This window comes from Pelomonas sp. V22, assembly GCF_030014915.1.
Lineage (GTDB): Bacteria > Pseudomonadota > Gammaproteobacteria > Burkholderiales > Burkholderiaceae_C > JAUASW01.
Genome location: NZ_JAGIXS010000001.1, coordinates 92,946 through 113,142 on the forward strand (window position 1 = coordinate 92,946; position 20,197 = coordinate 113,142).

General features: G+C 68.3%; 23 protein-coding genes. 13 read left to right on the forward strand and 10 right to left on the reverse strand.

Annotation, left to right across the window (positions count from 1 at the left end; translation table 11 throughout):
- Window positions 1-2 precede the first annotated feature (2 nt).
- Genes ribD through tolA form a run of 9 tightly spaced genes read left to right on the forward strand, consistent with a single transcriptional unit; the run spans window position 3 to window position 6,915 of the window.
- Window positions 3-1,181: a bifunctional diaminohydroxyphosphoribosylaminopyrimidine deaminase/5-amino-6-(5-phosphoribosylamino)uracil reductase RibD gene (gene ribD, locus J7U46_RS00440; protein ID WP_282822845.1), complete on the forward strand. Its 1,179-nt coding sequence runs from the start codon at window positions 3-5 to the stop codon at window positions 1,179-1,181.
- A gap of 41 nt (window positions 1,182-1,222) precedes the next feature.
- A complete protein-coding gene (gene ribBA / locus J7U46_RS00445) occupies window positions 1,223-2,314 on the forward strand; it encodes a bifunctional 3,4-dihydroxy-2-butanone-4-phosphate synthase/GTP cyclohydrolase II (protein WP_282822846.1) in 1,092 nt (363 codons plus the stop codon).
- Between the two features lie 6 nt (window positions 2,315-2,320).
- The gene (gene ribH / locus J7U46_RS00450) at window positions 2,321-2,788 is read left to right on the forward strand and encodes a 6,7-dimethyl-8-ribityllumazine synthase (RefSeq protein ID WP_282822847.1); all 468 of its coding nucleotides are present in this window, start codon (window positions 2,321-2,323) and stop codon (window positions 2,786-2,788) included.
- A 50-nt stretch (window positions 2,789-2,838) separates the two neighbouring features.
- Window positions 2,839-3,294 carry a transcription antitermination factor NusB gene (nusB, locus tag J7U46_RS00455; protein ID WP_282824915.1) on the forward strand — a complete coding sequence of 152 codons (456 nt, stop codon included), beginning with the start codon at window positions 2,839-2,841 and terminating at the stop codon, window positions 3,292-3,294.
- A complete protein-coding gene (locus tag J7U46_RS00460; protein WP_282822848.1) occupies window positions 3,291-4,475 on the forward strand; it encodes a pyridoxal phosphate-dependent aminotransferase in 1,185 nt (394 codons plus the stop codon). Before nusB ends, J7U46_RS00460 begins: the two co-directional genes overlap by 4 nt.
- On the forward strand, window positions 4,472-4,879 hold the full coding sequence (gene ybgC / locus J7U46_RS00465) for a tol-pal system-associated acyl-CoA thioesterase (RefSeq protein WP_282822849.1): 408 nt from the start codon (window positions 4,472-4,474) through the stop codon (window positions 4,877-4,879). The genes J7U46_RS00460 and ybgC overlap by 4 nt, the downstream gene beginning before the upstream one ends.
- Window positions 4,876-5,562 carry a protein TolQ gene (tolQ, locus tag J7U46_RS00470; protein WP_282822850.1) on the forward strand — a complete coding sequence of 229 codons (687 nt, stop codon included), beginning with the start codon at window positions 4,876-4,878 and terminating at the stop codon, window positions 5,560-5,562. Before ybgC ends, tolQ begins: the two co-directional genes overlap by 4 nt.
- 3 nt (window positions 5,563-5,565) lie before the next feature.
- Window positions 5,566-6,000, forward strand: a complete 435-nt coding sequence (locus J7U46_RS00475) for an ExbD/TolR family protein (protein ID WP_282822851.1) — start codon at window positions 5,566-5,568, stop codon at window positions 5,998-6,000.
- A gap of 3 nt (window positions 6,001-6,003) precedes the next feature.
- Window positions 6,004-6,915 (forward strand): cell envelope integrity protein TolA, encoded by a 912-nt coding sequence (gene tolA, locus J7U46_RS00480; RefSeq protein WP_282822852.1) that lies wholly within the window; start codon window positions 6,004-6,006, stop codon window positions 6,913-6,915.
- 9 nt (window positions 6,916-6,924) lie between these two features.
- Here the strand turns inward: tolA and J7U46_RS00485 are convergent, their stop codons facing one another.
- Genes J7U46_RS00485 through J7U46_RS00500 form a run of 4 tightly spaced genes read right to left on the reverse strand, consistent with a single transcriptional unit; the run spans window position 6,925 to window position 9,258 of the window.
- The gene (locus J7U46_RS00485) at window positions 6,925-7,431 is read right to left on the reverse strand and encodes a DoxX family protein (protein ID WP_282822853.1); all 507 of its coding nucleotides are present in this window, start codon (window positions 7,429-7,431) and stop codon (window positions 6,925-6,927) included.
- 1 nt (window position 7,432) lies between these two features.
- The gene (locus tag J7U46_RS00490) at window positions 7,433-8,116 is read right to left on the reverse strand and encodes a putative DNA-binding domain-containing protein (RefSeq protein ID WP_282822854.1); all 684 of its coding nucleotides are present in this window, start codon (window positions 8,114-8,116) and stop codon (window positions 7,433-7,435) included.
- Window positions 8,113-8,961 (reverse strand): DUF692 domain-containing protein, encoded by an 849-nt coding sequence (locus tag J7U46_RS00495; protein ID WP_282822855.1) that lies wholly within the window; start codon window positions 8,959-8,961, stop codon window positions 8,113-8,115. Before J7U46_RS00495 ends, J7U46_RS00490 begins: the two co-directional genes overlap by 4 nt.
- Window positions 8,962-8,964: 3 nt before the next feature.
- Window positions 8,965-9,258: a DUF2282 domain-containing protein gene (locus J7U46_RS00500; RefSeq protein ID WP_282822856.1), complete on the reverse strand. Its 294-nt coding sequence runs from the start codon at window positions 9,256-9,258 to the stop codon at window positions 8,965-8,967.
- 93 nt (window positions 9,259-9,351) lie between these two features.
- Between J7U46_RS00500 and J7U46_RS00505 the strand changes: the two genes are divergently transcribed.
- On the forward strand, window positions 9,352-9,927 hold the full coding sequence (locus J7U46_RS00505) for a sigma-70 family RNA polymerase sigma factor (RefSeq protein ID WP_282822857.1): 576 nt from the start codon (window positions 9,352-9,354) through the stop codon (window positions 9,925-9,927).
- 2 nt (window positions 9,928-9,929) lie between these two features.
- Window positions 9,930-10,133: a zf-HC2 domain-containing protein gene (locus J7U46_RS00510; protein ID WP_282824917.1), complete on the forward strand. Its 204-nt coding sequence runs from the start codon at window positions 9,930-9,932 to the stop codon at window positions 10,131-10,133.
- On the opposite strand, the gene J7U46_RS00515 is transcribed toward J7U46_RS00510, so the two are convergent.
- Genes J7U46_RS00515 through J7U46_RS00540 form a run of 6 tightly spaced genes read right to left on the reverse strand, consistent with a single transcriptional unit; the run spans window position 10,130 to window position 16,600 of the window.
- Entirely contained in the window at window positions 10,130-11,857 is a 1,728-nt protein-coding gene (locus tag J7U46_RS00515; RefSeq protein WP_282822858.1) for a biotin carboxylase N-terminal domain-containing protein, read from the reverse strand. The genes J7U46_RS00510 and J7U46_RS00515 overlap by 4 nt on opposite strands.
- A gap of 16 nt (window positions 11,858-11,873) precedes the next feature.
- Window positions 11,874-13,469 (reverse strand): 5-oxoprolinase/urea amidolyase family protein, encoded by a 1,596-nt coding sequence (locus tag J7U46_RS00520; RefSeq protein ID WP_282822859.1) that lies wholly within the window; start codon window positions 13,467-13,469, stop codon window positions 11,874-11,876.
- Window positions 13,469-14,236, reverse strand: a complete 768-nt coding sequence (locus tag J7U46_RS00525) for a 5-oxoprolinase subunit PxpA (protein WP_282822860.1) — start codon at window positions 14,234-14,236, stop codon at window positions 13,469-13,471. The genes J7U46_RS00520 and J7U46_RS00525 overlap by 1 nt, the downstream gene beginning before the upstream one ends.
- Before the next feature lie 19 nt (window positions 14,237-14,255).
- Entirely contained in the window at window positions 14,256-14,912 is a 657-nt protein-coding gene (gene pcp / locus J7U46_RS00530; protein WP_282822861.1) for a pyroglutamyl-peptidase I, read from the reverse strand.
- A 13-nt stretch (window positions 14,913-14,925) separates the two neighbouring features.
- Window positions 14,926-15,882: a DUF979 domain-containing protein gene (locus J7U46_RS00535; protein ID WP_282822862.1), complete on the reverse strand. Its 957-nt coding sequence runs from the start codon at window positions 15,880-15,882 to the stop codon at window positions 14,926-14,928.
- A gap of 1 nt (window position 15,883) precedes the next feature.
- Window positions 15,884-16,600, reverse strand: a complete 717-nt coding sequence (locus tag J7U46_RS00540; protein ID WP_282822863.1) for a DUF969 domain-containing protein — start codon at window positions 16,598-16,600, stop codon at window positions 15,884-15,886.
- Window positions 16,601-16,799: 199 nt separating this feature from the next.
- Between J7U46_RS00540 and J7U46_RS00545 the strand changes: the two genes are divergently transcribed.
- Window positions 16,800-17,507 (forward strand): GntR family transcriptional regulator, encoded by a 708-nt coding sequence (locus J7U46_RS00545; protein ID WP_282822864.1) that lies wholly within the window; start codon window positions 16,800-16,802, stop codon window positions 17,505-17,507.
- A 720-nt stretch (window positions 17,508-18,227) separates the two neighbouring features.
- A complete protein-coding gene (locus tag J7U46_RS00550; RefSeq protein WP_282824919.1) occupies window positions 18,228-20,117 on the forward strand; it encodes an ATPase, T2SS/T4P/T4SS family in 1,890 nt (629 codons plus the stop codon).
- The last annotated feature ends 80 nt before the right edge of the window (window positions 20,118-20,197 follow it).

The window sequence follows — 20,197 nt, forward strand, 5'->3', positions numbered from 1 at the left end:
CCATGCCTGCCATTGCCCCTGACTCCGAACCGTTTGCCGATGATCTGAGCGCCATGCGCCGGGCTCTGGAGCTTGCGCATTCCGCCATCGGCCTGTCCGATCCCAACCCACGCGTCGGCTGCGTCATCGTCGATGCCAGCGGGCGCCTGCTGGGCCAGGGCCACACCCAGGCTGCCGGCCAGGCCCATGCGGAGGTGATGGCCTTGCGCGATGCTGCCGCCCGAGGGCATGAGGTGACCGGCGCTACCGCCCATGTGACGCTGGAGCCTTGCTCCCACCACGGTCGCACGCCCCCCTGCTGCGATGCCCTGATCGCCGCGGGCGTCAAACGCGTGGTCGCCGTCTGCGTGGACCCGAATCCAGCCGTCGCCGGCCAAGGCCTGGCCCGCCTGCGTGCCGCCGGCATCCAGGCTGAGCTGGGGCCGCTCGGCGAGCTGGGTGACCAGGCCCGTGAACTCAACATCGGCTTTTTCTCCCGCATGCTGCGCGGCCAACCCTATGTGCGGATGAAGGTGGCGGCCTCGCTGGACGGCCGCACCGCCCTGCCCGACGGCCGCAGCCAGTGGATCACGGCCGAAGCCGCGCGACGCGACGGCCACGCCTTCCGCAAGCGCGCCGGTGCCGTGCTGACCGGCATAGGCACGGTGCTGGACGACGACCCGCGCCTCGACGTGCGCCTCGTGGAGACCGCCCTGCAGCCGCTACGCGTGGTGATCGACTCGCGCCTGCAGACGCCGGCCACGGCCAGGCTCCTGCAGCCGCCCGGCCAGGTGCTGATCTACGCTGCCGAGGTCGATAAGGTCAAAGCTGCCGCCCTGCGCGCGCAAGGCGCTGAGATCGCCTGCCTGCCGAACGCCGCCGGCAAGGTTGACCTGGCCGCCGTGCTCGCGGACCTGGGCCGGCGCGGCATCAACGAGTTGCATGCGGAGGCCGGTCACAAGCTGAACGGCTCCTTGATCCGCGAGGGCCTGGTTGACGAGCTCTTGCTCTACCTGGCGCCCAAGCTGGTGGGCCTGGGCCGCGAGATCGCCAGCTTCGGCCCGCTGGAAAACCTGGACCAGGCCGTGCAGCTGGACTGGCTGGACAGCACCGCCGTGGGTGCCGACCTGCGCCTGCGTGCCCGCCCGAGCGGGCGTCTGGCGTCCTGGCTCGGCCCAATCGGGCAAGACCACAAGGCCTGAGCCCGGCGAGGGGCAGGCCCTGCCCGCCTACAATCGCGCCCATGCCCATATCTCCTGTTCCCGAGCTGGTCGCCGAGCTGGCGGCCGGCCGCATGGTCATCCTGGTCGACGAAGAAGACCGCGAGAACGAGGGTGACCTCGTCCTCGCCGCCGACCACGTGACGCCCGAAGCGATCAATTTCATGGCCAAGTTCGGCCGTGGCCTGATCTGCCTGACCTTGAGCCGCGAGCGCTGCGAGACCCTGCAGTTGCCACCCATGGCGCCCCGCAATGGCACCAAGCATGGCACGGCCTTCACCGTCTCCATCGAGGCCGCCACCGGCGTCACCACCGGCATCTCGGCCGCCGACCGTGCTCGCACGGTGCAGGCTGCCGTGGCCAAGGGCGCCAAGGCCAGCGACCTGGTCCAGCCTGGCCACATCTTCCCCTTGCAGGCACAAGACGGCGGCGTGCTGATGCGCGCCGGCCATACCGAAGCCGGCTGCGACCTGGCCCAGATGGCCGGCCTCAGCCCCGCCTCGGTGATCTGCGAGATCATGAAGGACGATGGCACCATGGCCCGCCTGCCGGACCTGGAAGTCTTCGCCGCCGAGCATGGCCTCAAGATCGGCACCATCGCCGACCTGATCGAGTACCGCAGCCGCAACGAGTCCCTGGTCAAGCAGGTCGCTGAGCGCACGCTCAACACCGCCCAGGGCGAGTTCGATTGCAAGGTGTTCCGCGACCGCACCGGCGCGGTCCACCTGGCGCTGAGCCATGGCCAGTGGCAGCCGACCGACGAAGTGCTGGTGCGCGTGCACGAGCCGCTGTCGGTGCTGGACCTGCTGGACGCCGGCCCCTGCAGTCATTCCTGGCCCCTGCCTTCGGCCCTGGCCGCGATCAAGCGCGAGTCGCATGGCGCCGTGCTGCTGCTCAATTGCGGCGAAGAAGCAGAGAGCCTGGTCGGCCGCTTGCAAGGCGAACGCAACCAGCCACCCGCCTCCACCATGGACCTGCGCACCTACGGCGTGGGCGCGCAGATCCTGCGCGAGCTGGGCATCCACAAGATGAAGCTGCTGGGCAGCCCACGCCGCATGCCCAGCATGACCGGCTACGGCCTCGAAGTCACCGGCTTCGTCGCCGCCAAGGAGTAAAGCCAGATGCAAGACGCCGACAAGGGCAGCACCGTCCCGAAGCTCGACGGCAGCCAACTGCGCGTGGGTATCGTCCAAGCCCGCTTCAATGCCGCGCTGACCGACAAGCTGGCAGAAAGCTGCAAGGCCGAGCTGCTGGCCCTCGGAGTGACCGAGCGCCACATCCGCCACGTCACCGTGCCGGGTGCGCTGGAAGTACCGACCGCCCTGCAGGCCATGGCCGACAGCGAGGACTACGACGCGCTCGTCGCCCTCGGTTGCATCATCCGTGGCGAGACCTACCACTTCGAATTAGTGGCCAACGAGAGCGGTGCTGGCGTGACGCGCATCTCGCTGGATCACCAGATCCCCATCGCCAATGCGATCCTGACCGTCGAGAACGAAGCCCAGGCCTGGGCCCGCGCCGAAGACAAAGGCCGCGATGCCGGCCGTGTGGCCGTCGAAATGGCCCTACTTTTGAAAGAACTGCAGTGAGCACCCCCAGCAACGAGAAACCCCTGCCCAAGCCGGGCAAGCCGAAGAACCTGGTCAAGAAGCCGGGTGCCAAGTCGGCTCGCCGCCGCTCGCGCGAGGCCGCCTTGCAGGGGCTCTACCAATGGCTGCTGACAGGCGATGAGGCCGGCGCCATCGACGCCCACATGCGCGAGCAGGACGGCTTCGACAAGGCCGACCGCGCCCACTACGACGCCCTCCTGCACGGCTGCATCCTCGAAGCCGCCGACCTCGACGCCGTGCTCTCGCGCCACGTGGACCGCGAGACCACCGAGCTCTCGCCCATCGAGCATGCCGTGCTGATGATCGGTGCCTACGAGCTGAAGCACTGCATCGACATTCCCTACAAGGTCGCGATCAACGAGGCCGTGGAACTGGCCAAGGGCTTCGGCGGCACCGACGGCCACAAGTACGTCAACGGCGTGCTGGACCGCGCGGCCGTGGACCTGCGCCCCACCGAAGTCACGGCGGTACGCGGCGCGCGATGAGATTGGCCGAGAGGCTCGATCACATCGAGCCCTTCTACGTCATGGAATGCGCCAAGGCCGCGGACGAAATCGCCCGTGGCCCGCTGTGCGATCCGGCCGCTGGCGGCCGGCGCATGATCTACCTGAACATCGGCGAGCCCGACTTCGGGGCGCCGCCCGCAGTGCAACAGGCTGCGCAGGCCTGCATCGAAGGCGGCCGCACCCAGTACACGCAAGCGACCGGCCTGCTCGCGCTGCGCCAGAAGCTGAGCGCCTGGTATCGCCAGCGCTTTGACCTCGATATCGCGCCGGAGCGCATCGTCATCACGGCGGGTGCCTCGGCAGCCTTGCAACTGGCCTGTCTGGCCTTGTTCCAGCGCGGTGACCAGGTGCTGATGCCCGACCCCAGCTACCCGTGCAACCGCCATTTCGTGGCGGCGGCGGATGCCCAGGCCGTGCTGCTGCCCACCGACGCGGCGAGCCGCTATCAGCTCACCGCTGCGCAGGTCGCTGCCGCCTGGACCGAGGAGACACTCGGCATCGTGCTGGCCTCTCCCAGCAACCCCACCGGCACTTCGATCGACCCGGCCGAGATGCAAAGGCTGGTGCAGACCGTGCGCGAGCGCGGCGGCATCAGCATCGTCGACGAGATCTATCTCGGCCTCAGCTTCGACGAACGCTACGGCCAAAGCGCCCTGGCCTGCGGCGAGGACGTTGTCTCGGTCAACAGCTTCAGCAAGTACTTCGGTATGACCGGCTGGCGGCTCGGCTGGCTGGTGCTGCCGCCGGCCCTGGTGGCACCGGTCGAGAAGCTGGCGCAGAACCTGTTCATTTGCGCCTCCACCGTGGCCCAGCACGCCGCGCTGGCCTGCTTCGAGCCGGCCGTCATAGAGGAATACGAGCGCCGCCGCGTCGCCTTCAAGGCCCGCCGCGACCTGGTCGTGCCGGCGCTGAACGAGATGGGGCTCACCGTGCCGGTCGAACCCGATGGCGCTTTCTACGCCTGGATCGACTGCTCGGCCTTCTCAAGCGACAGCTGGGACTTCGCCCACCGCCTGATGCGCGAGGCCCAGGTCGCGCTGACGCCCGGCCGCGATTTCGGCCGCGCCGACCCCGAGCGCTGGCTGCGCCTCTCGTTCGCCAGCAGCGAGGCCGACCTGCGTGAAGCCCTCGCCCGCTTGAAGGCGCTGCTGAAGCCATGAGCCACACCTTGTTTCAGCAAGGCCTGCGGGTCTACTGGGAAGATACCGATGCCGGTGGCATCGTGTTCTACGCCAACTACCTCAAGTTCTTCGAGCGCGCGCGCACCGAGTGGCTGCGTTCGCTCGGCTTCGAGCAGCAGAAGCTGCGCGAGACCGAAGGCCTGATCTTCGTTGCCAGCGCGACCTCGGTGCGCTACCTCGCACCGGCGCGGCTGGACGACTGGATCACAGTCTCGGTCGAGCTGCGCGAAAGCGGCCGCGCCAGCATGACCCTCTTCCAGCAGGCCCGGCGCGGCGATGATCTGCTGGCCGAAGGCGAGATCCGCATCGGCTGCATCAACGCCGCCACGTTCCGTCCCGCACGCATTCCCTCTTCCCTCTTGCAGGCCCTGCCCAAGCAATGAACCAAGACCTGTCCATCGTCGCCCTGATCCTCCACGCCAGCTTCACCGTCAAGCTGGTGATCGCCGCCCTGCTGGCGGTCTCGCTGGCCAGCTGGAGCGTGATCTTCAGCAAGCTGATCTCGCTGTCCAAGATCAAGGGCAGCAACGAGGCCTTCGAGCAGGAATTCTGGTCGGGCAAGAACCTGAACGAGCTTTACTCGTCGGTCTCCGCCAAGCAGAACGGTGCGCCGCTGGAGCGCATCTTCGTGGCCGGCATGCGCGAGTTCCTGAAACTGCGCGAGCGCCGCGTGCAGGAGCCGAGCGCCCTGCTCGATGGCGCCCGCCGCGCGATGCGCGCCAGCTTCCAGCGCGAGCTCGATGCGATGGAGTCGCACCTGTCCTTCCTCGCCTCGGTCGGCTCGGTCTCGCCCTATGTGGGCCTGTTCGGCACGATCTGGGGGATCATGCATGCCTTCGTCGGCCTGTCCAACCTCACGCAGGTGACGCTGGCCACCGTGGCGCCCGGTATCGCCGAAGCCCTGGTGGCCACGGCCATCGGCCTCTTCGCCGCCATCCCGGCCGTGCTGGCCTACAACCGCTTCGCCCGCCAGATCGACCGCAGCGCGATCACGCTGGAAACCTTCATCGAAGAGTTCTCCAACATCCTGCAGCGCAACGCCGGCCAGCCGGCCGCCGGGAAGTAAGCCATGCCCGCGATGAGCTCGCGCGGCGGCCGCCGCCGCACCATCAACGAGATCAACATGGTGCCCTTCATCGACGTGATGCTGGTGCTCTTGATCATCTTCATGGTCAGCGCTCCCTTGATCACCACTGGCGTGGTGGATCTGCCCAGCGTGGGCCGCTCCAGCCAGCAGCCGGTGCATGTGGTGCATGTGATCGTTGGAGCCGACGAGAAGCTGAAGATCCGCGTCGACGGCCAGGAGCCGCAGCCGATCACGCTCTCTGGCCTGGCTGATCGCGTCAAGCAGGCCCAGGATGGCGACCCAAAGACGCCCGTGGTGATCTCGGCCGACAAGGCCGTGCGCTACGAGGCCGTGGTGAAAGCCATGGACAAGCTGCAGGCCGCTGGCGTGCAGCGCGTGGGCCTGGCGGTACGCCAAGGGTCTTCGAGCGAGAACTGATCGATGCAGAACAGCACTCTGCAGATGCCTGGGCTTTCGCTGCGACCGCCGCAGCCGATAGCCATGGGCCGTGGCTTTGCCGTCGCCCTGGTGGCGCACGCCCTGTTGCTGCTGGCGCTGACGCTGAACGTGCAGTGGCACAGCGCTACGCCCGAGGCCTTCGAGGCCGAGCTGTGGTCGGCCGTGCCGCAGGCGGCAGCGCCCGCAGCGGTCGAGCCTGAGCCCGAGCCGCCCAAGCCGGTGGTCGAGGACAAGCCCAAGCCCCAGGAGCCCAGCGCCGAGGAGTTGCAGGCTCAGCGCGAAGCCGAGATCGCCATCGCCAAGGCCAAGAAGCGCGCCGAGGAAAAGAAGGAAGAGCAGCGCCTGGCCGAGATCCGCGAGAAGGAGCTGAAGGCCAAGCAGCTGAAGGAAAAGCAGGAGCGCGAAAAGCAGCTGGCCAAGGAAAAAGCGGAGAAGGCCGAGAAGCAAGAGAAGCAGGACAAGCTCGACAAGGCCAAGCAGCTTGAGAAGCAGCAGAAGGACAAGGCCGCCAAGGAAGCCGAGGCACGGCAGGAGAACGCCCGCAAGGACGCACTGCGCCGCCTGCAAGGCCTGGCCGGCGGCACCGGTGCGGCTGATGCCACTGGCACGGCCCAGCAGAGCAGCGGTCCCTCGGCCGGCTATGCGGGGCGCATCAAGGCCAAGATCCGGCCCAACATCGTGTTCGATGTAGGCGCCACGAATCCGGTGGCCGAGGTCGAAGTGCGCGTGGCGCCGGATGGCCGCATCATCTCCAAGCGCCTGCTCAAGCCCAGTGGCGATGCGGAATGGGACCGGGCAGTGGAACGTGCCATCGACAAGACCGAGATCCTGCCCCGCGACACCGACGGCCGCGTGCCGCCGGTGATCGTGCTGAGTCTCAGGCCGCGCGAATAGCGCGGACTTTCAGCGCCCTGCCTCGCGAGTCCTGCGGCGCCGCCACCAGGCGTCGACCGACAAGCGGCCCGCGCCCCACAAGGCGACGAACAGCAGCAGCACGCCCCACAGCTGATGGCCGGCCAGCGCGGCCGGCGCGATCTCTTCGAGGCTCAGCGCCGCCATCAGGTTGACCACAAACAGCCCCAGCGCGGCGAAGCGGCCGAAGAGGCCCAGCACCAGCAGCACCGGCAGTGCCAGCTCGCCCGCCGTGCCCATATAGGCCGCCAGTTCGGGCGGCAGCAGGGGCACGTGGTACTCGTCCTGGAACAGGGCCAGGGTGCTGGACCAGTCTCGCAGCTTGCTCAGGCCCGATTGGAAGAACACCTGGGCCACATAGAGCCGCGCGCCCAGCAGCGCCACCGACTGCAGCCAGGCCAGCGGCCGCTGGTACCAGTCGCCGCCACTGGCTGCCTGGCCGGGGTCGCTCAAGGGCTTGATCACCGCGCTCATCAGCAGGTTCATCAGGGTAGTCATTTCAGATCACTTCCACAGCTTGCAGCCAGGGCTCACGCAGCGCGCGCTGCAGCCAGGCCGAGAAATCGAAATCCGGATGGGCGGCCAGCGTGGCGTCGAGCGCCTCGCCGAGCGACAGCCCCGCCAGCAATCGATGAAAGAACAGCGTCTCAGCCACCGGCAGGTGTTCGCTGACGGCGCGCCAGTCGCGGCGCCAGACGAGCACCGGCCCGGCTTGCCGCTCGACGAGGCAAAGCCCGGGCATCAAGCGCAGCGAGAGCGCTGCGGCCTCATGCCGCCCATCGAGCCACTGCAAGGAATCAGCATCGAGCTGCGCATCCGCAGCCTGCTCCGCCTCGTGCCGGGCCCACAGCAGGCGCGCCTGGTCGACCAGCGTCGCCGGCACTTGCGGCTGCAAGGCCATGAAGTCCGCGAGGCCGCCGCCCCAGCGCGCCAGGTCGCCCTGCACGGGCGGCTGGCGGCGCCAAAAGGCCCAGGCCATGGCGGCGAACTGTTCTTCGCCCAGCTCTTCGTACAGTGGCGCGTAGACCGCCGCCAAGGCCCGCGCCGCCACCGCCTGGGCATTGACGCGATAGGCCTGCAGGCCGCGCTTCACGCCATGGGCCGCAGCGCTCAAGCCCTCGGCCGGCTCGCCGCTGAGCAAGGCTTGCAAGAGCGCCTGCTGGCGCTGCAACTCGGTGCTCATCGCCGCATCCTCGCGACGGCCTGCGCGGCTTCGTCCAGCAGCACATCGAGCGCCGGGATGTCGGTGTCCCATTCGATCAGGGTGGGCACCGGGCCGCAGTGGCGCAGCGCCGCTTCGTACAGCTGCCAGACCGCCGGGCTGACGCGGCTGCCGTGGTCGTCGATGACGATGTCGCCAAGGTTCGCATGGCCGGCCAGATGGATCTCGGCCACCTGTTCAGGCTCGATGCAGGCGATCCAGCGACTCGCCTGCTCGATGGCTCCGGCCTCATCGGCCCCGCTGTTCAAGGCATTGACCATCAGGTTGTTCACATCAAGCAGCAGCTCGCAGCCGCTTCTTTGGCAGAGCTCCATCAGGAACTGCGGCTCGGCGATATCGCCGGACTTCAGGCGCCAGCCCAGGTAGGCGCTGAGGTTCTCAACGGCGATTGGCCGCTTCAAGCGCTCCTGCACCTGCTGCACGTTGCTCACCATGATCGCCAGGCTGGCCTCGTTGAAGGCCACGGGCAGCAGGTCGTTGGCATGCACCACCGCGCCACCGGCCACCGGCACACGGGCAAAGCTCGCATGGTCGGAGACCAGCACGGGATCGATCCGTTCCACCAGCTGCGCCAGCCGCTCCAGATGCCAGGCATCGAGGCCGGCGGCCGAGCCCAACGAGAGCCCGACGCCGTGCAGACTGACCGGGTAGTGCTCGCGGGCCCCCATCAGCACCTGCAGCGTCGCACCGCCATCGGCAAAGAAGTTCTCCGAGTGGACCTCGATGAAGTCCAGCGCGGGCTGCCGAGCCATCAGCGCTGCGTAATGCGGCTGGCGCCAGCCGATGCCGATGGCGTCCGCGCGCATGGTTTACTTCTTGGCCTTGAGCTTGGCCTTGGCTTCGTCGGTGCTCATGCCGCCCTTGGCCTTGCAGCTGCCCTTGTCCACGTAGTTCCATTCCTCGGTCACGTTGTCGGCCTTGGCGAGGCCGGCGCAGGAGTGGCTGCCGCTCAGGTTGGAGCAGTCGTTCTGGCCAGCCTTGGCGATGCCGTAGCACTTCTCCTTGGTCTTGGTGTCCTTGGCATCGTGGGCCGAGGCGGCCTGGGCGAGGCCGAGGCTGAGGGCAGCGGCCAGGGCCGAGGACAGGATTTGCTTGGTCTGCATTGCTTGCTCCATCTGTGGTGTGGCGTGTCGGCCGAATGGCGCGACTGCCCTAGTGTCGCAAGAGCCGGCCAAGTCCTTACACTGCCCGGCGAAATGGATGCACAAGCCACCGACATCGCCCCGGCCCTGGAGAAGCTGCGCCCGCAGCTGCTCAAGTTCGCGCTCCTGCAGCTGCGCAACAGCGCCTGGGCCGAGGACGCCGTGTCCGAAACCCTGCTCGCCGCACTGGAGAAGCCGCAAGCCTTCGGCCGTCAGAGCCAGCTGAAGACCTGGCTGATCGGCATCCTCAAGCACAAGCTCGTGGACCAGATCCGCCGCAACTGCCGCGAGCTCTCGACCACCACCGAGGACGATGAGCAGAACTTCGAGGACGAGCTGTTCAAGGAAGACGGCCACTGGCGCGAGGTGCCGCCCGACTGGGGCGACCCGGAGCACAGCCTTCGCCAGGTGGAGTTCATGAAGGTGCTGGAGGCCTGCGTGGACAAGCTGCCTGGTCAGCAGGGCCGGCTCTTCATGATGCGCGAGTGGCTGGAGCTGGAGACGGAGGAGATCTGTAAGACTTTGCAGATCAGCCCGACCAACCTCTGGGTGATGCTGCACCGCGCCCGTCTGAGGCTGCGCGAATGCCTGGAACTGAACTGGTTTGGCCACAAGGAGAAGACGACGTGACGATGCCGCTCCGGCGTACCTGCAAGCAGGTGACGGCCCTGGTGCTGAGAGCCGAGGACCGCGCGCTGCCGCTCGTGGAGCGCCTGGCCGTGCGCTTGCACCTCTATGCCTGCACGGCTTGCACGCGCTTCACCGGCCAGGTGAAGCTGATGCGCAAGGCCACGGCCCGCTGGCGCAGCTACAGCGAAGAGTCGTCGGGCGACTAAGCAATCCGGGCCAGTGCGGTGCCGGCCGCCAGGAACGTGCCCGCCTCCGCCTGGCGCGCCAGGCGCCCGGCCCGGTGCGCCAGCACTTGCGACTCCATCTTCATCGCCTCCATCACGGCGACCAGCTCGCCCTCCTTCACCTCGGCGCCCTCTTCCACCTTCCAGGCCAGCAGATTGCCGGGCATGGGCGCTGCGAGAACAGCGGGATCGGACGAGGCATCACTCGCAGCCGCTACAGGCTGAGCCCCGCCGCTAGCGGGCAGCCCTTGCAGCAGCAGCGCCGGCAGTCCCAGACTGACGCGCCGGCCGTCGATCTCGACAGCGGTCCGCACCAGGGGCTGCTCATTCATGGGCTCGGCCCGCACAGCCGCCGCCAGGGTGTTCGCGAAGTCGGTTTCTATCCAGCGCGTGTGGACCTTGAAGCCGGCCTCGGCCGTGAAGTCGGCGTGCTTTACCACCTCGCGGTGGAACGGCAGCACGCTCGGCAAGCCCTCGATGCGGAACTCAGCCAGCGCACGGCGCGCTCGCGCCAGCGCCTGCTCGCGCGTGCTGCCTGTGACGATCAGCTTGGCCATCAGCGAGTCGAACGTGCCAGGCACCACCGAGCCGCTCGCCACGCCGCTGTCCACGCGCACGCCGGGGCCACCAGGCGGGTCGAAGCGAACGACCGGGCCCGGCGCAGGCAGGAAGCCGCGGCCCACGTCCTCGGCATTGATGCGGAATTCGATGGCATGGCAGCGGGGCGCCGGCGTCTCGGTGATGGAGAGCGGCAGGCCATCGGCCACGCGCAGTTGCTCGACCACCAGGTCGAGGCCGCAGGTTTCTTCGGTGACAGGATGCTCGACCTGCAGCCGCGTGTTGACCTCCAGGAAGGAGATGGCGCCGGTCTGGCTCAAGAGGAACTCTACCGTGCCCGCGCCCACGTAGCCCGCGCGCGCGCAAATGTCGCGGGCTGCGCCGTGGATGCGCGCACGTTGCTCGTCAGTCAGGAATGGCGCTGGCGCTTCCTCGACCAGCTTCTGGTTGCGCCGCTGCAGCGAGCAGTCGCGCGTGCCGAGCACGACCACGCGGCCCTGCTGATCGGCGATCACCTGGGCCTCCACATGGCGCGGCCGGTCCAGGAACTGCTCGACGAAGCACTCGCCACGCCCGAAAGCCACCGTGGCCTCGCGCACGGCCGACTCGTAGAACTCGGCCACTTCGTCCAGTTTCCAGGCCACCTTGATGCCGCGTCCGCCGCCGCCGAAGGCCGCCTTGATCGCAATCGGCAGGCCGTGCTGGCGCGCGAAGGCGACAACCTCCTCCGCGCCACTCACCGGCCCTGGCGAACCAGCCACGAGCGGGGCACCCACCTCCAGCGCCAGGCGGCGCGCCTGCACCTTGTCACCGAGCTGCTCGATGGCCTTGGGCGGCGGGCCAATCCAGGTGAGGCCAGCGTCGATGACGGCGCGAGCGAAGCCAGCGTTCTCGGACAGGAAGCCGTAGCCCGGATGCACCGCGTCGGCGCCGCTGCGGCGGGCCACGTCCAGCAGCTTGGCGATGTTCAGGTAGGTGTCGGCCGGGCGCGCGCCGTCCAAGCCCCAAGCCTCGTCGGCCACGCGCACATGCAGCGCATCCAGGTCGGGATCGGCATAGACGGCAACGGAGCCCACACCGTAGTCGGCGCAGGCGCGGGCGATGCGGACGGCGATCTCGCCGCGGTTGGCAATCAGGACCTTCTTCATGGTGTACGGCTCGGGTTCAGCGTGATTCGGATGGAGCGTGCAGCGGCGCGAAGCCGGCCACGACATGGAAGCGGACCTGCGCTCCGATGGGCAACTGGCCAGCCAGGTCCAGATGCCAGGGCGCGATGCAGGCGATGACGGGGTAGCCGCCGGTCAGTGGATGGTCGGCCAGGAACAGCACCGGCTGACCGCTGGCCGGCACCTGGATCGCGCCGAGCGCCGTGCCCTCGCTGGGCAGCTCGGCCGTGATGGCGCGCGTCAAGGGTTGCTCGCCCTGCACGCGCACGCCGATGCGGTTCGATTGCGGCGTGACGGTCCAGGCTTGGGAGCCGAACAGCGCCAGCGCCTCGGGCGTGAACCAGTCGCTGCGCGGGCCGAGCTGCACGTCGAGCGTGACGAGCTCGTTCGCGGTGGGCCAGCTTCGCGGCGCCTCCGGCGAACCGACCGGGGTCAGGTCTTGCCGTGAATTCAGTGTCAGGCGATCACCCGCGCGCAGCGGCGCCGGACCGACCTCTGCCAACGTGTCGAAGGAGAGGCTGCCCAGCACCGGCTGGCGTGCGAAGCCGCCGCGCGCGGCTACATAACTGCGCAGGCCGGCGCGCGGTTCACCGACCAGCAGGCGGTCGCCCTCGCCGAGAGCCAGCGGCGCATGGCGCGGCACGGGCCAGCGGCGGCCATCGGACGCGATCAGGTCCAGCGGGCCGTCGGCACCGGTCACGGCCACGACGGTGTCGCCCCGGCTCGTGAACTCGAAACCACCCTGGACGATTTCTATGCAGGCGCTGCCGGCAGGGTTGCCCACCAGCCGGTTGGCAGCACGCAGCGAGCCGCGATCCATCGCACCAGAGGCGGCCACGCCCTGCCCCGCCTGGCCGGGCCGGCCCAGGTCCTGCAGCAGGGCCTGCAAGCCGGGCTTGTTGATCTCCAATGCAGGTCCATCGCCCGGCATCTCGGGGACAGGCCCTTGACGGCCCAGCTCTTGCGCATTCGAAGGCCTTGGCCCGGCATCGACGAATCGCACACGCTGCCCCGGTTGCAGCAGGGCCGGCTGCTCGCGCTGCAGGTCCCACATCGGCGTGAAGGTCTGCCCCAGCAATTGCCAGCCACCCGGGCTGGCCTTGGGATAGACGCCGCTGAAGCCGCCGGCCACCGCCACAGCGCCGGGTGGAATGCGGGTGCGCGGGCTGGCGCGGCGCGGCAGCTGGCGCAGCAGCTCGTCGCCACCGCTGAGGTAGGCGAAACCGGGCGCAAAGCCGGTGAAGGCGACGAACCAGTCGCTGCCCGTGTGGCGCTGTACGACCTCTTCGGCCGTGATGCCCAGCAGGCGCGCAACCTCGGCGAGATCTTCGCCGTCGTAGTGAACCGGGATTTCAACGAGCGCGCCGTTGGCGGCTTCACGCTGGTCCAGCGGTCGGGCGATCAGCTGCGCCACCAGCTCATCGCGGCTGACGCGAAACGGGTCGAAATCGATCAGCAGCGTGCGCGCGCCGGGCACGATCTCGCGCACACCCTCGATGGGCGCCGCCTGCAGTGAGGCGAGCAGGCCCAGCGTTTGCGGCAGATCGTCGAGCTCGACCAGCAGCGCGTGTTCGGCGGCAGGCAGGATGCGCATCAGCGGGCCGCATCCATGAAGGGGCGAATCACCACGCCCTCAGCCTGCAGCCGTTCGCGCAGGCGCCGGGCCATGGCCACGGCGCCGGGGCTGTCGCCATGGACGCAGATGGAATCGGCGGCGATGCGGACCAGGCTGCCATCCACGGCGGAGACCGTGCCCTCGCGCACCAGTTGCAGCATGCGTTCGGCAACTGCGTCGGGTTCGTGCAGCACAGCGCCTGCTTCGTTGCGCGGCACCAGGCTGCCGTCGGCGCGGTAGCCTCGATCAGCAAAGGCCTCTTCCACCGTGTGCAGGCCGGCCTCGCGGGCCCAGTCGGCCAGCCTGGAGCCGGCCAACACCACCAGGGCCAGCGAGGGATCGACGGCCTTGACGGCGGCGATCACGTCCTGCGCCTGGCGCTCGTCATGCGCGATGAAGTTGTAGAGCGCGCCGTGCGGCTTGACGTAGCGCACGCGCGTGCCGGAGGCTGCAGCCAGACCTTGCAGAGCGCCGATCTGGTAGATGACGGCGGCGCACAGGTCGGCGCTCGCCATGTCCATGTTTCGGCGGCCAAAACCGACCAGGTCGGGGTAGGACACATGGGCGCCCACACAAACGCCCTGCTTGGCCGCCGCCCGCAGCGTGGTCAGCAGGCCGGCCGGATCGCCCGCATGGAAGCCGCAGGCCACATTGGCGCTGCTGACGATGGCCAGCATGGCGGCGTCGTCGCCCATGCGCCAGGCGCCATAGCCTTCGCCGAGGTCGCTGTTGAGGTCGATTTTCATGGCATCAATCCGGGTTCAATCAGTGAAGGCTGCCGCCCTGCTCGCGCAGATCGGCCTGGGTGCGCAATGCCGTTTGCAAGAGCACACGAAGGGCTTCGATCTGCGTGGCGAGCGCCATGCTGGGCAGGCCGGGCTTGCGCGCCGCCTGCTCGGGCAAGGCCGGCAGATGGACGAAGCCACCGCGCACGCCGGCCAGTTGCGGTCTGGTGGCGAGGCGGTGCATCAAGCCGTAGAAGACGTGGTTGCAGACGAAGGTACCGGCCGTGTTGGACACCGAGGCCGGCAGGCCGGCCTCGCGCAGCGCATGGACGATGGCCTTGATCGGCAGCGTCGAGAAATACGCAGCCGGGCCTTCAGCCTGCACGGCGCGGTCCACCGGCTGGCCGCCTGCGTTGTCGGCGATGCGCGCATCGTCGATGTTGATGGCCACGCGCTCCGGCGTGATCTCGGCGCGGCCGCCGGCCAGGCCCAGCGCCACGACCAGCTGCGGCACCGGGCCTTTCAGCAAGGCCTCGTCCAGCCGCTGCAGCGCGGCGCCGAACACGCAAGGCAGTTGAACGGCTTCGACCGTCACACCCTCGCAGGGCCAGCCGTGCAAGGCGCGCGCCACCTCCCAGGATGGATTGATGCCATCGTTGTCGAAGGGCTCGAAACCGGTGAGCAGCAGGCGATGCATGGCAAGCAGTCCTTCAGCGGAACATCAGGAGGTTGATCAGGAGCACGTTGACCGTGAGCAAGGCCAGGGCCGTGGGCACCTGGACCCGAATCACCGCATTCTTGTCCGGCAGCTCCAGCAGCGCGGCGGGCACGATGTTGAAGTTGGCGGCCATCGGCGTCATCAGGGTGCCGCAGTAGCCCGAGAGCATGCCGATGGCGGCCATCACGGCCGGATCGCCGTGGTACACGCCGACGAGGATGGGCACGCCCACGCCGCCGGTCATCACCGGGAAGGCCGCGAAGCCGTTGCCCATGATGACGGTGAACAGCGCCATGCCGACCACATACACCGTGGCGGCCAGGAAGCGCAGGTCCATGTTGATGTAGCTCGTGGTCACGTGCGCCACGGCCTTGCCCACGCCGGCATCCGAGAACACGAGGCCCAGCATGCCGAGCATCTGCGGCAGCACCAGGGCCCAACCCAGCGCATCGATCAGGCGCCGCGATTCGCGCAGGCCCTGGACAGGCGCCTCGCGGGTCTGCCAGCAAGCGAGGCCCAGAGCCACGATGCAGCCGAGGCCGAGGCTCACCAGCGTCGCGTTCTTCGCCTCGATCAGCGGCACGCCGCCGATGAAGAGATGCTTGGCCGACAGCGTGCCCGCCATCGTCAAGAGCGGGATGGCGAGGGCCGGCACGAAGAGCTTGTGGCCGAGGCGCTTGGCGCTGGCCAGCGACTCCGCCGCCGAGGGCAACTGGTGCTTGCCGGCGCCCACGCCGCCGAGGCCGGCGATCAAGGCCATCAGGAGCACGCCGGCGCCCACCCATTCGGGCGGCAGCAGGTGGCCGACCAGGAAGACGAGCGCGTAGAGGCCCCAGAAGAAGGCGCTGGTGAAACGCTTGGGATGCTGGCGGTCGGCCAAGGTCATCAGCGACATGGCGCTGAGCACGAAGCCGGCGAGGTAGAACAGGAGGTCAAGGGTCAATGTCATCTCATGACTCCTTGCGAGCGTCAGACGAGCCGGCGCCCAATTCCTGCTGCAGCGCCTTGTCCAGGCGGCGCAAACGCCAGGCATGGATCACGAAGGCCGCGATGGCGGTCGGTATGCCCCACAGCGCGATGCGCATGGGCTCGACGTCGATGCCGGCCTCGTGCAGGAAGGTGGTCATCAGGACGATGGCGCCGAAGGCCACGAAGATGTCTTCGCCGAAGAACAGGCCCACGTTGTCGGTGGCCGCCGCGTAGGCGCGCAGCTTCAAGCGCACGCGCTCGGGCAGGCTGCCGTAGCGCGCCTCGGCCGCACCCTCGGCCATGGGCGCGAGCAGCGGCCTCACCATCTGCGGATGGCCGCCGAGGCTGGTCAGGCCCACGGCCGCCGTGAGCTGGCGCGCGCCGAGATAGACGATCAGCAGGCGGCCGCTGGTGGCCGAGCGGATGCGCGCAATCCACTGCTGCGCATGCTGGCGCAGCCCATGACGCTCCAGCAGGCCGATCACGGCCAGCGGCAGCAAGAGGATCAGCGGCAGGTTGCGGGTCTTCACGAAGCCCGTGCCTATGGTGGCCAGCAGCTTCTGCACCGGGAAGCCCGCCGCCACGGCGGTGACGACGGCCGTGATGGCCACCACCAGCATCGGATTGAAGCGGAGCACGAAGCCCGCGATGATCACGGCCACCCCGATCAGGGGCCACAGGTAAGGATCGCTTGTCATGAGGTTGGCTGCTCCGTGCTGGGTTTATTGAAGAACAACAACAAATAATTGTTGAACAATTGATGAATTGTTGCCCTTTCATGCCAAAACGCATCCTGGTGCAAACCCGCAGTCTTGTTCCACGAAAGCAGACTGCCTGCGGGCAGAATGGCGTCCGGCATCCGCTGCCCCCGGCACCCCAGAACCAGGCCTCCTTCCGATGAAATCCAGCCCTCCGCCCGCCGCTACCGAAGTCGCAACACAGGCCACCAGCCTGAGCGAGCGCATCGCCGAGCAGCTGCGCGGCATGCTGACCGCCGGCGAGTTCCAGCCGGGCCAGCGCCTGTCGGAGCAATCGCTGAGCGAGCACCTGGGCATCTCGCGCAACACGTTGCGCGAGGTGTTCCGCCTGCTGACCAAGGACGGCCTGCTGCGCCATGAGCCCAACCGGGGCGTGTTCGTGGCTGCGCCCAGCATCGCCGCCATCATCGACATCTACCGCGTGCGCCGCCTGATCGAGTGCCAGGCCCTGGCCCAGGCCTATCCGCGCCACCCGGCCAAGAAGCGCATGCGCCAGGCCGTCGAGCGGGCGATCCGCGCCCGCGATGCGGCCGACTGGCAGGCCGTGGGCACGGCCAACATGGCCTTCCACATGGGCATCGTCGAACTGGCCGACAGCGAGCGCCTCAACCTGCTGTTCGCCCAGGTGCTGGCCGAACTGCGCCTCGCCTTCGGTCTCCTGCAGGACCCGGAGTTCCTGCATGCGCCCTATGTGGACATGAACCGCGACATCCTCGAACTGGCCGAGGCCGGCGAGTTCGCCCGCGCCGCCGCCGCGCTGAACGACTACCTGGTGCACTCCGAACGCATCGTGCTGGCCGTCTACGCTCGCAAGCTCGAAGAGGACAAGAAGCGGGACATGGCCTGAGTGTTGCCATGGTCCTTTGCGCTTAGCATTCAGGCCTGTTCATGAGAAGCAGCTGTTGGAGACCCACGCATGTCTGATCCGTCCGCCTCGATTCCCTGGCCCCATGACACGGTCAGGTCCGATCTCGAGGACGCAGGCAGCGCATCGACGCAAGCGCCCTTCTTCTGGCCCACGCCGCCCTACGCCGCCTATCCGCAGCCCATGGCGCAGCAGGTACCCGAGCCTTGCGAGATCCAGGGCCTCAACAACAGCCGCAGCAGCGGCCACCTGATCCGCTTCAAGCCGACCGAGCGCCTGGTGCAGATCAAGGTGCCGCCGGCGCGCGCGGCCATGCCCTTGAAGTTCGGCCAGTTCCGCGTGCTCAAGCTTTTGACGCCGCTGCCGGCCGCGCCGCGCGACCCGTCGGCGCATCACAACCCGCTGTCGCTGGACCACCGGCCGCGCGCCCCCTTTCGCCTGCAGTTTGTAGGCGGCGGCGACCTCAACGGCCTCACCATAGGCCATCACCACGACGGCCAGGGCCTGTTCCTGTTCGTGCCGCTGAGCGAGGACACCGACGAGGTCCAGCGTCTCTTCATCCCGCGTGAGGCCTTGGCGGACTTTGACGTCGGCGAGCGCATCGGCGACCTGCTGGTCAGCGCCCAGGCCGCGACGCTGGAGCAGGTCGAGGCGGTGGCCCGGGAGCAGGAAGACCTGCGCTCGCGCCGCGTCGGCGAGATCCTGGTGGCCAAGCAGATCGTCACGCCGGAACAGCTGCTGCAGGCCATCGAGCAGCAATCCAAGATGCCCATGGTGCGCATCGGCGAAGCCCTGCTGGCGCTGGAGCTGGTGACGCCCGAGCAGCTCGAGGAGGCGCTCGTTCAGCAGCGCCAGGACCGCTCAGTGCCGCTCGGTGAGCTGCTGGTGCGCAAGCGCGTGGTCAGCCGCCAGGCCCTGCAGTCAGCGCTGGCGCGCAAGATGGGCTACCCGCTGGTGGACGTGGAGAACTTCCCGGTCGAGCCCGATGCGGTGCGCAAGCTGCCGTTCGCCATCGCCAAACGGCTGGAGATGATGCCGCTGATGATGCGCGAGGGCCGCCTCGTCGTGGCGATGGAAGACCCGACCCGGCGTGATGCGATCGACGAGGCCGAGTTCATCACCCAGGTCAAGGTGGTGCCAGCGCTGGCCAAGGTCGGCAGCCTGCAGTTCGCCCTGCCCGGCGTGTACGACCGCTTCGGCGGCGAGAACGTCCCGCGTGGCGATCTCAACCTGCCCGCCTTCCAGGCCGACTTCGAACTCGACAATGCCGACAAGCTGATCGAGACGCTGGAGCGCGAAGGCCTGGAGCGCTCAAGCGGCCGCGAGGACGACTCGCAGATCGAGCAGAGCGACAACTCCCTGGTGCGCCTGATCAACACCATGATCATCGAGGCCCACACGCAGGGCGTGTCCGACATCCACATCGAGACGCTGCCAGGCCGCGAGAAGCTCAAGATCCGCTTCCGCAAGGACGGCCAGCTGCGCCCCTACCTGGAGCTGCCCCACACCTACCGCAGCGCCATGATCGCCCGCATCAAGATCATGTGCGACCTCGACATCTCCGAGCGCCGCAAGCCGCAGGACGGCAAGATCAACTTCGCCCGCTTCTCGGCCCAGCACCGGCTCGAGCTGCGCGTGGCCACCATCCCGACCAACAATGGTCTCGAGGACGTGGTGATGCGCATCCTGTCGTCGGCCAAGCCCATCCCTCTCTCCAAGCTGGGCTTCTCGGCCAGCAATCTGAGCCAGCTCAGCGAGGCCGTGGCGCGGCCCTATGGCATGGTGCTGTGCGTGGGGCCCACCGGTTCCGGCAAGACCACCACGCTGCACTCGGCCCTGGCCCACATCAACACGGCCGAACGCAAGATCTGGACCGCCGAGGACCCGATTGAAATCACCCAGGCCGGCCTGCGTCAGGTGCAGGTCAATCCGAAGATCGACTGGACCTTTGCCAAGGCGCTGCGGGCCTTCCTGCGCGCCGACCCGGACGTGATCATGGTCGGCGAAATCCGCGACCAGGAAACCGCCGAGATCGCCATCGAGGCCTCGCTGACCGGCCACATGGTGATGTCCACGCTGCACACCAACAGCGCGGCCGAGACCGTCACCCGCTTGCTCGACATGGGCTGCGACCCCTTCAACTTCGCCGACTCGCTGCTGGCCGTGCTGGCCCAGCGCCTGGTGCGGCGGCTGTGCCCGGCCTGCCGTGTGGCCGAACCGCTGAGCGATGCCGACCAGCAGGAGTGGCTGGACGACTACCTGCATGTGTTCCCGGTCGACCAGCGCCCTTCGCGCGCGGCGCTCTTGAAGGACTGGGTCTCGCAGCACGGCGTCAAGGGCCAGCTGCAGCACTACCACAGTCCCGGCTGCGGCCAGTGCGAGCACAGCGGCTACAAGGGCCGCGCCGGCCTGCACGAGCTCCTGATGGTCTCGCGCAATGTGCGCCGCCTGATCCAGACCGGCGCCCGCGCCGAGGAGATCCAGCACGCCGCACTGGCCGAGGGTCTGCGTACGCTGCGCCAGGATGGCATCGCCAAGGTGCTGACCGGCGTCACCAGCATGGCCGAGGTGCGAGCCACCAGCAATAGCTGACGCCAGGCTGTCAGCCTCCGGCCGAAATCGCTGGGACAAGTCCTGCTTGCAACCGCTTGCAGCCATCGGCGATAGTCGAT

Bases quoted from the DNA above. Each gene is read 5' to 3' on its own strand.
- J7U46_RS00515 (WP_282822858.1), bottom strand. From the start codon at position 11,857: ATGAAGAAGGTCCTGATTGCCAACCGCGGCGAGATCGCCGTCCGCATC.
- J7U46_RS00525 (WP_282822860.1), bottom strand. From the start codon at position 14,236: ATGAAAATCGACCTCAACAGCGACCTCGGCGAAGGCTATGGCGCCTGG.
- pcp (WP_282822861.1), bottom strand. From the start codon at position 14,912: ATGCATCGCCTGCTGCTCACCGGTTTCGAGCCCTTCGACAACGATGGC.
- ybgC (WP_282822849.1), top strand. From the start codon at position 4,472: ATGAGCCACACCTTGTTTCAGCAAGGCCTGCGGGTCTACTGGGAAGAT.
- J7U46_RS00505 (WP_282822857.1), top strand. From the start codon at position 9,352: ATGGATGCACAAGCCACCGACATCGCCCCGGCCCTGGAGAAGCTGCGC.
- J7U46_RS00500 (WP_282822856.1), bottom strand. From the start codon at position 9,258: ATGCAGACCAAGCAAATCCTGTCCTCGGCCCTGGCCGCTGCCCTCAGC.
- J7U46_RS00475 (WP_282822851.1), top strand. From the start codon at position 5,566: ATGCCCGCGATGAGCTCGCGCGGCGGCCGCCGCCGCACCATCAACGAG.
- J7U46_RS00545 (WP_282822864.1), top strand. From the start codon at position 16,800: ATGAAATCCAGCCCTCCGCCCGCCGCTACCGAAGTCGCAACACAGGCC.
- ribD (WP_282822845.1), top strand. From the start codon at position 3: ATGCCTGCCATTGCCCCTGACTCCGAACCGTTTGCCGATGATCTGAGC.
- J7U46_RS00520 (WP_282822859.1), bottom strand. From the start codon at position 13,469: ATGCGCATCCTGCCTGCCGCCGAACACGCGCTGCTGGTCGAGCTCGAC.
- tolQ (WP_282822850.1), top strand. From the start codon at position 4,876: ATGAACCAAGACCTGTCCATCGTCGCCCTGATCCTCCACGCCAGCTTC.
- J7U46_RS00490 (WP_282822854.1), bottom strand. From the start codon at position 8,116: ATGAGCACCGAGTTGCAGCGCCAGCAGGCGCTCTTGCAAGCCTTGCTC.
- J7U46_RS00495 (WP_282822855.1), bottom strand. From the start codon at position 8,961: ATGCGCGCGGACGCCATCGGCATCGGCTGGCGCCAGCCGCATTACGCA.
- J7U46_RS00535 (WP_282822862.1), bottom strand. From the start codon at position 15,882: ATGACATTGACCCTTGACCTCCTGTTCTACCTCGCCGGCTTCGTGCTC.
- ribBA (WP_282822846.1), top strand. From the start codon at position 1,223: ATGCCCATATCTCCTGTTCCCGAGCTGGTCGCCGAGCTGGCGGCCGGC.
- J7U46_RS00540 (WP_282822863.1), bottom strand. From the start codon at position 16,600: ATGACAAGCGATCCTTACCTGTGGCCCCTGATCGGGGTGGCCGTGATC.
- tolA (WP_282822852.1), top strand. From the start codon at position 6,004: ATGCAGAACAGCACTCTGCAGATGCCTGGGCTTTCGCTGCGACCGCCG.
- ribH (WP_282822847.1), top strand. From the start codon at position 2,321: ATGCAAGACGCCGACAAGGGCAGCACCGTCCCGAAGCTCGACGGCAGC.
- J7U46_RS00510 (WP_282824917.1), top strand. From the start codon at position 9,930: ATGCCGCTCCGGCGTACCTGCAAGCAGGTGACGGCCCTGGTGCTGAGA.
- J7U46_RS00485 (WP_282822853.1), bottom strand. From the start codon at position 7,431: ATGACTACCCTGATGAACCTGCTGATGAGCGCGGTGATCAAGCCCTTG.
- J7U46_RS00460 (WP_282822848.1), top strand. From the start codon at position 3,291: ATGAGATTGGCCGAGAGGCTCGATCACATCGAGCCCTTCTACGTCATG.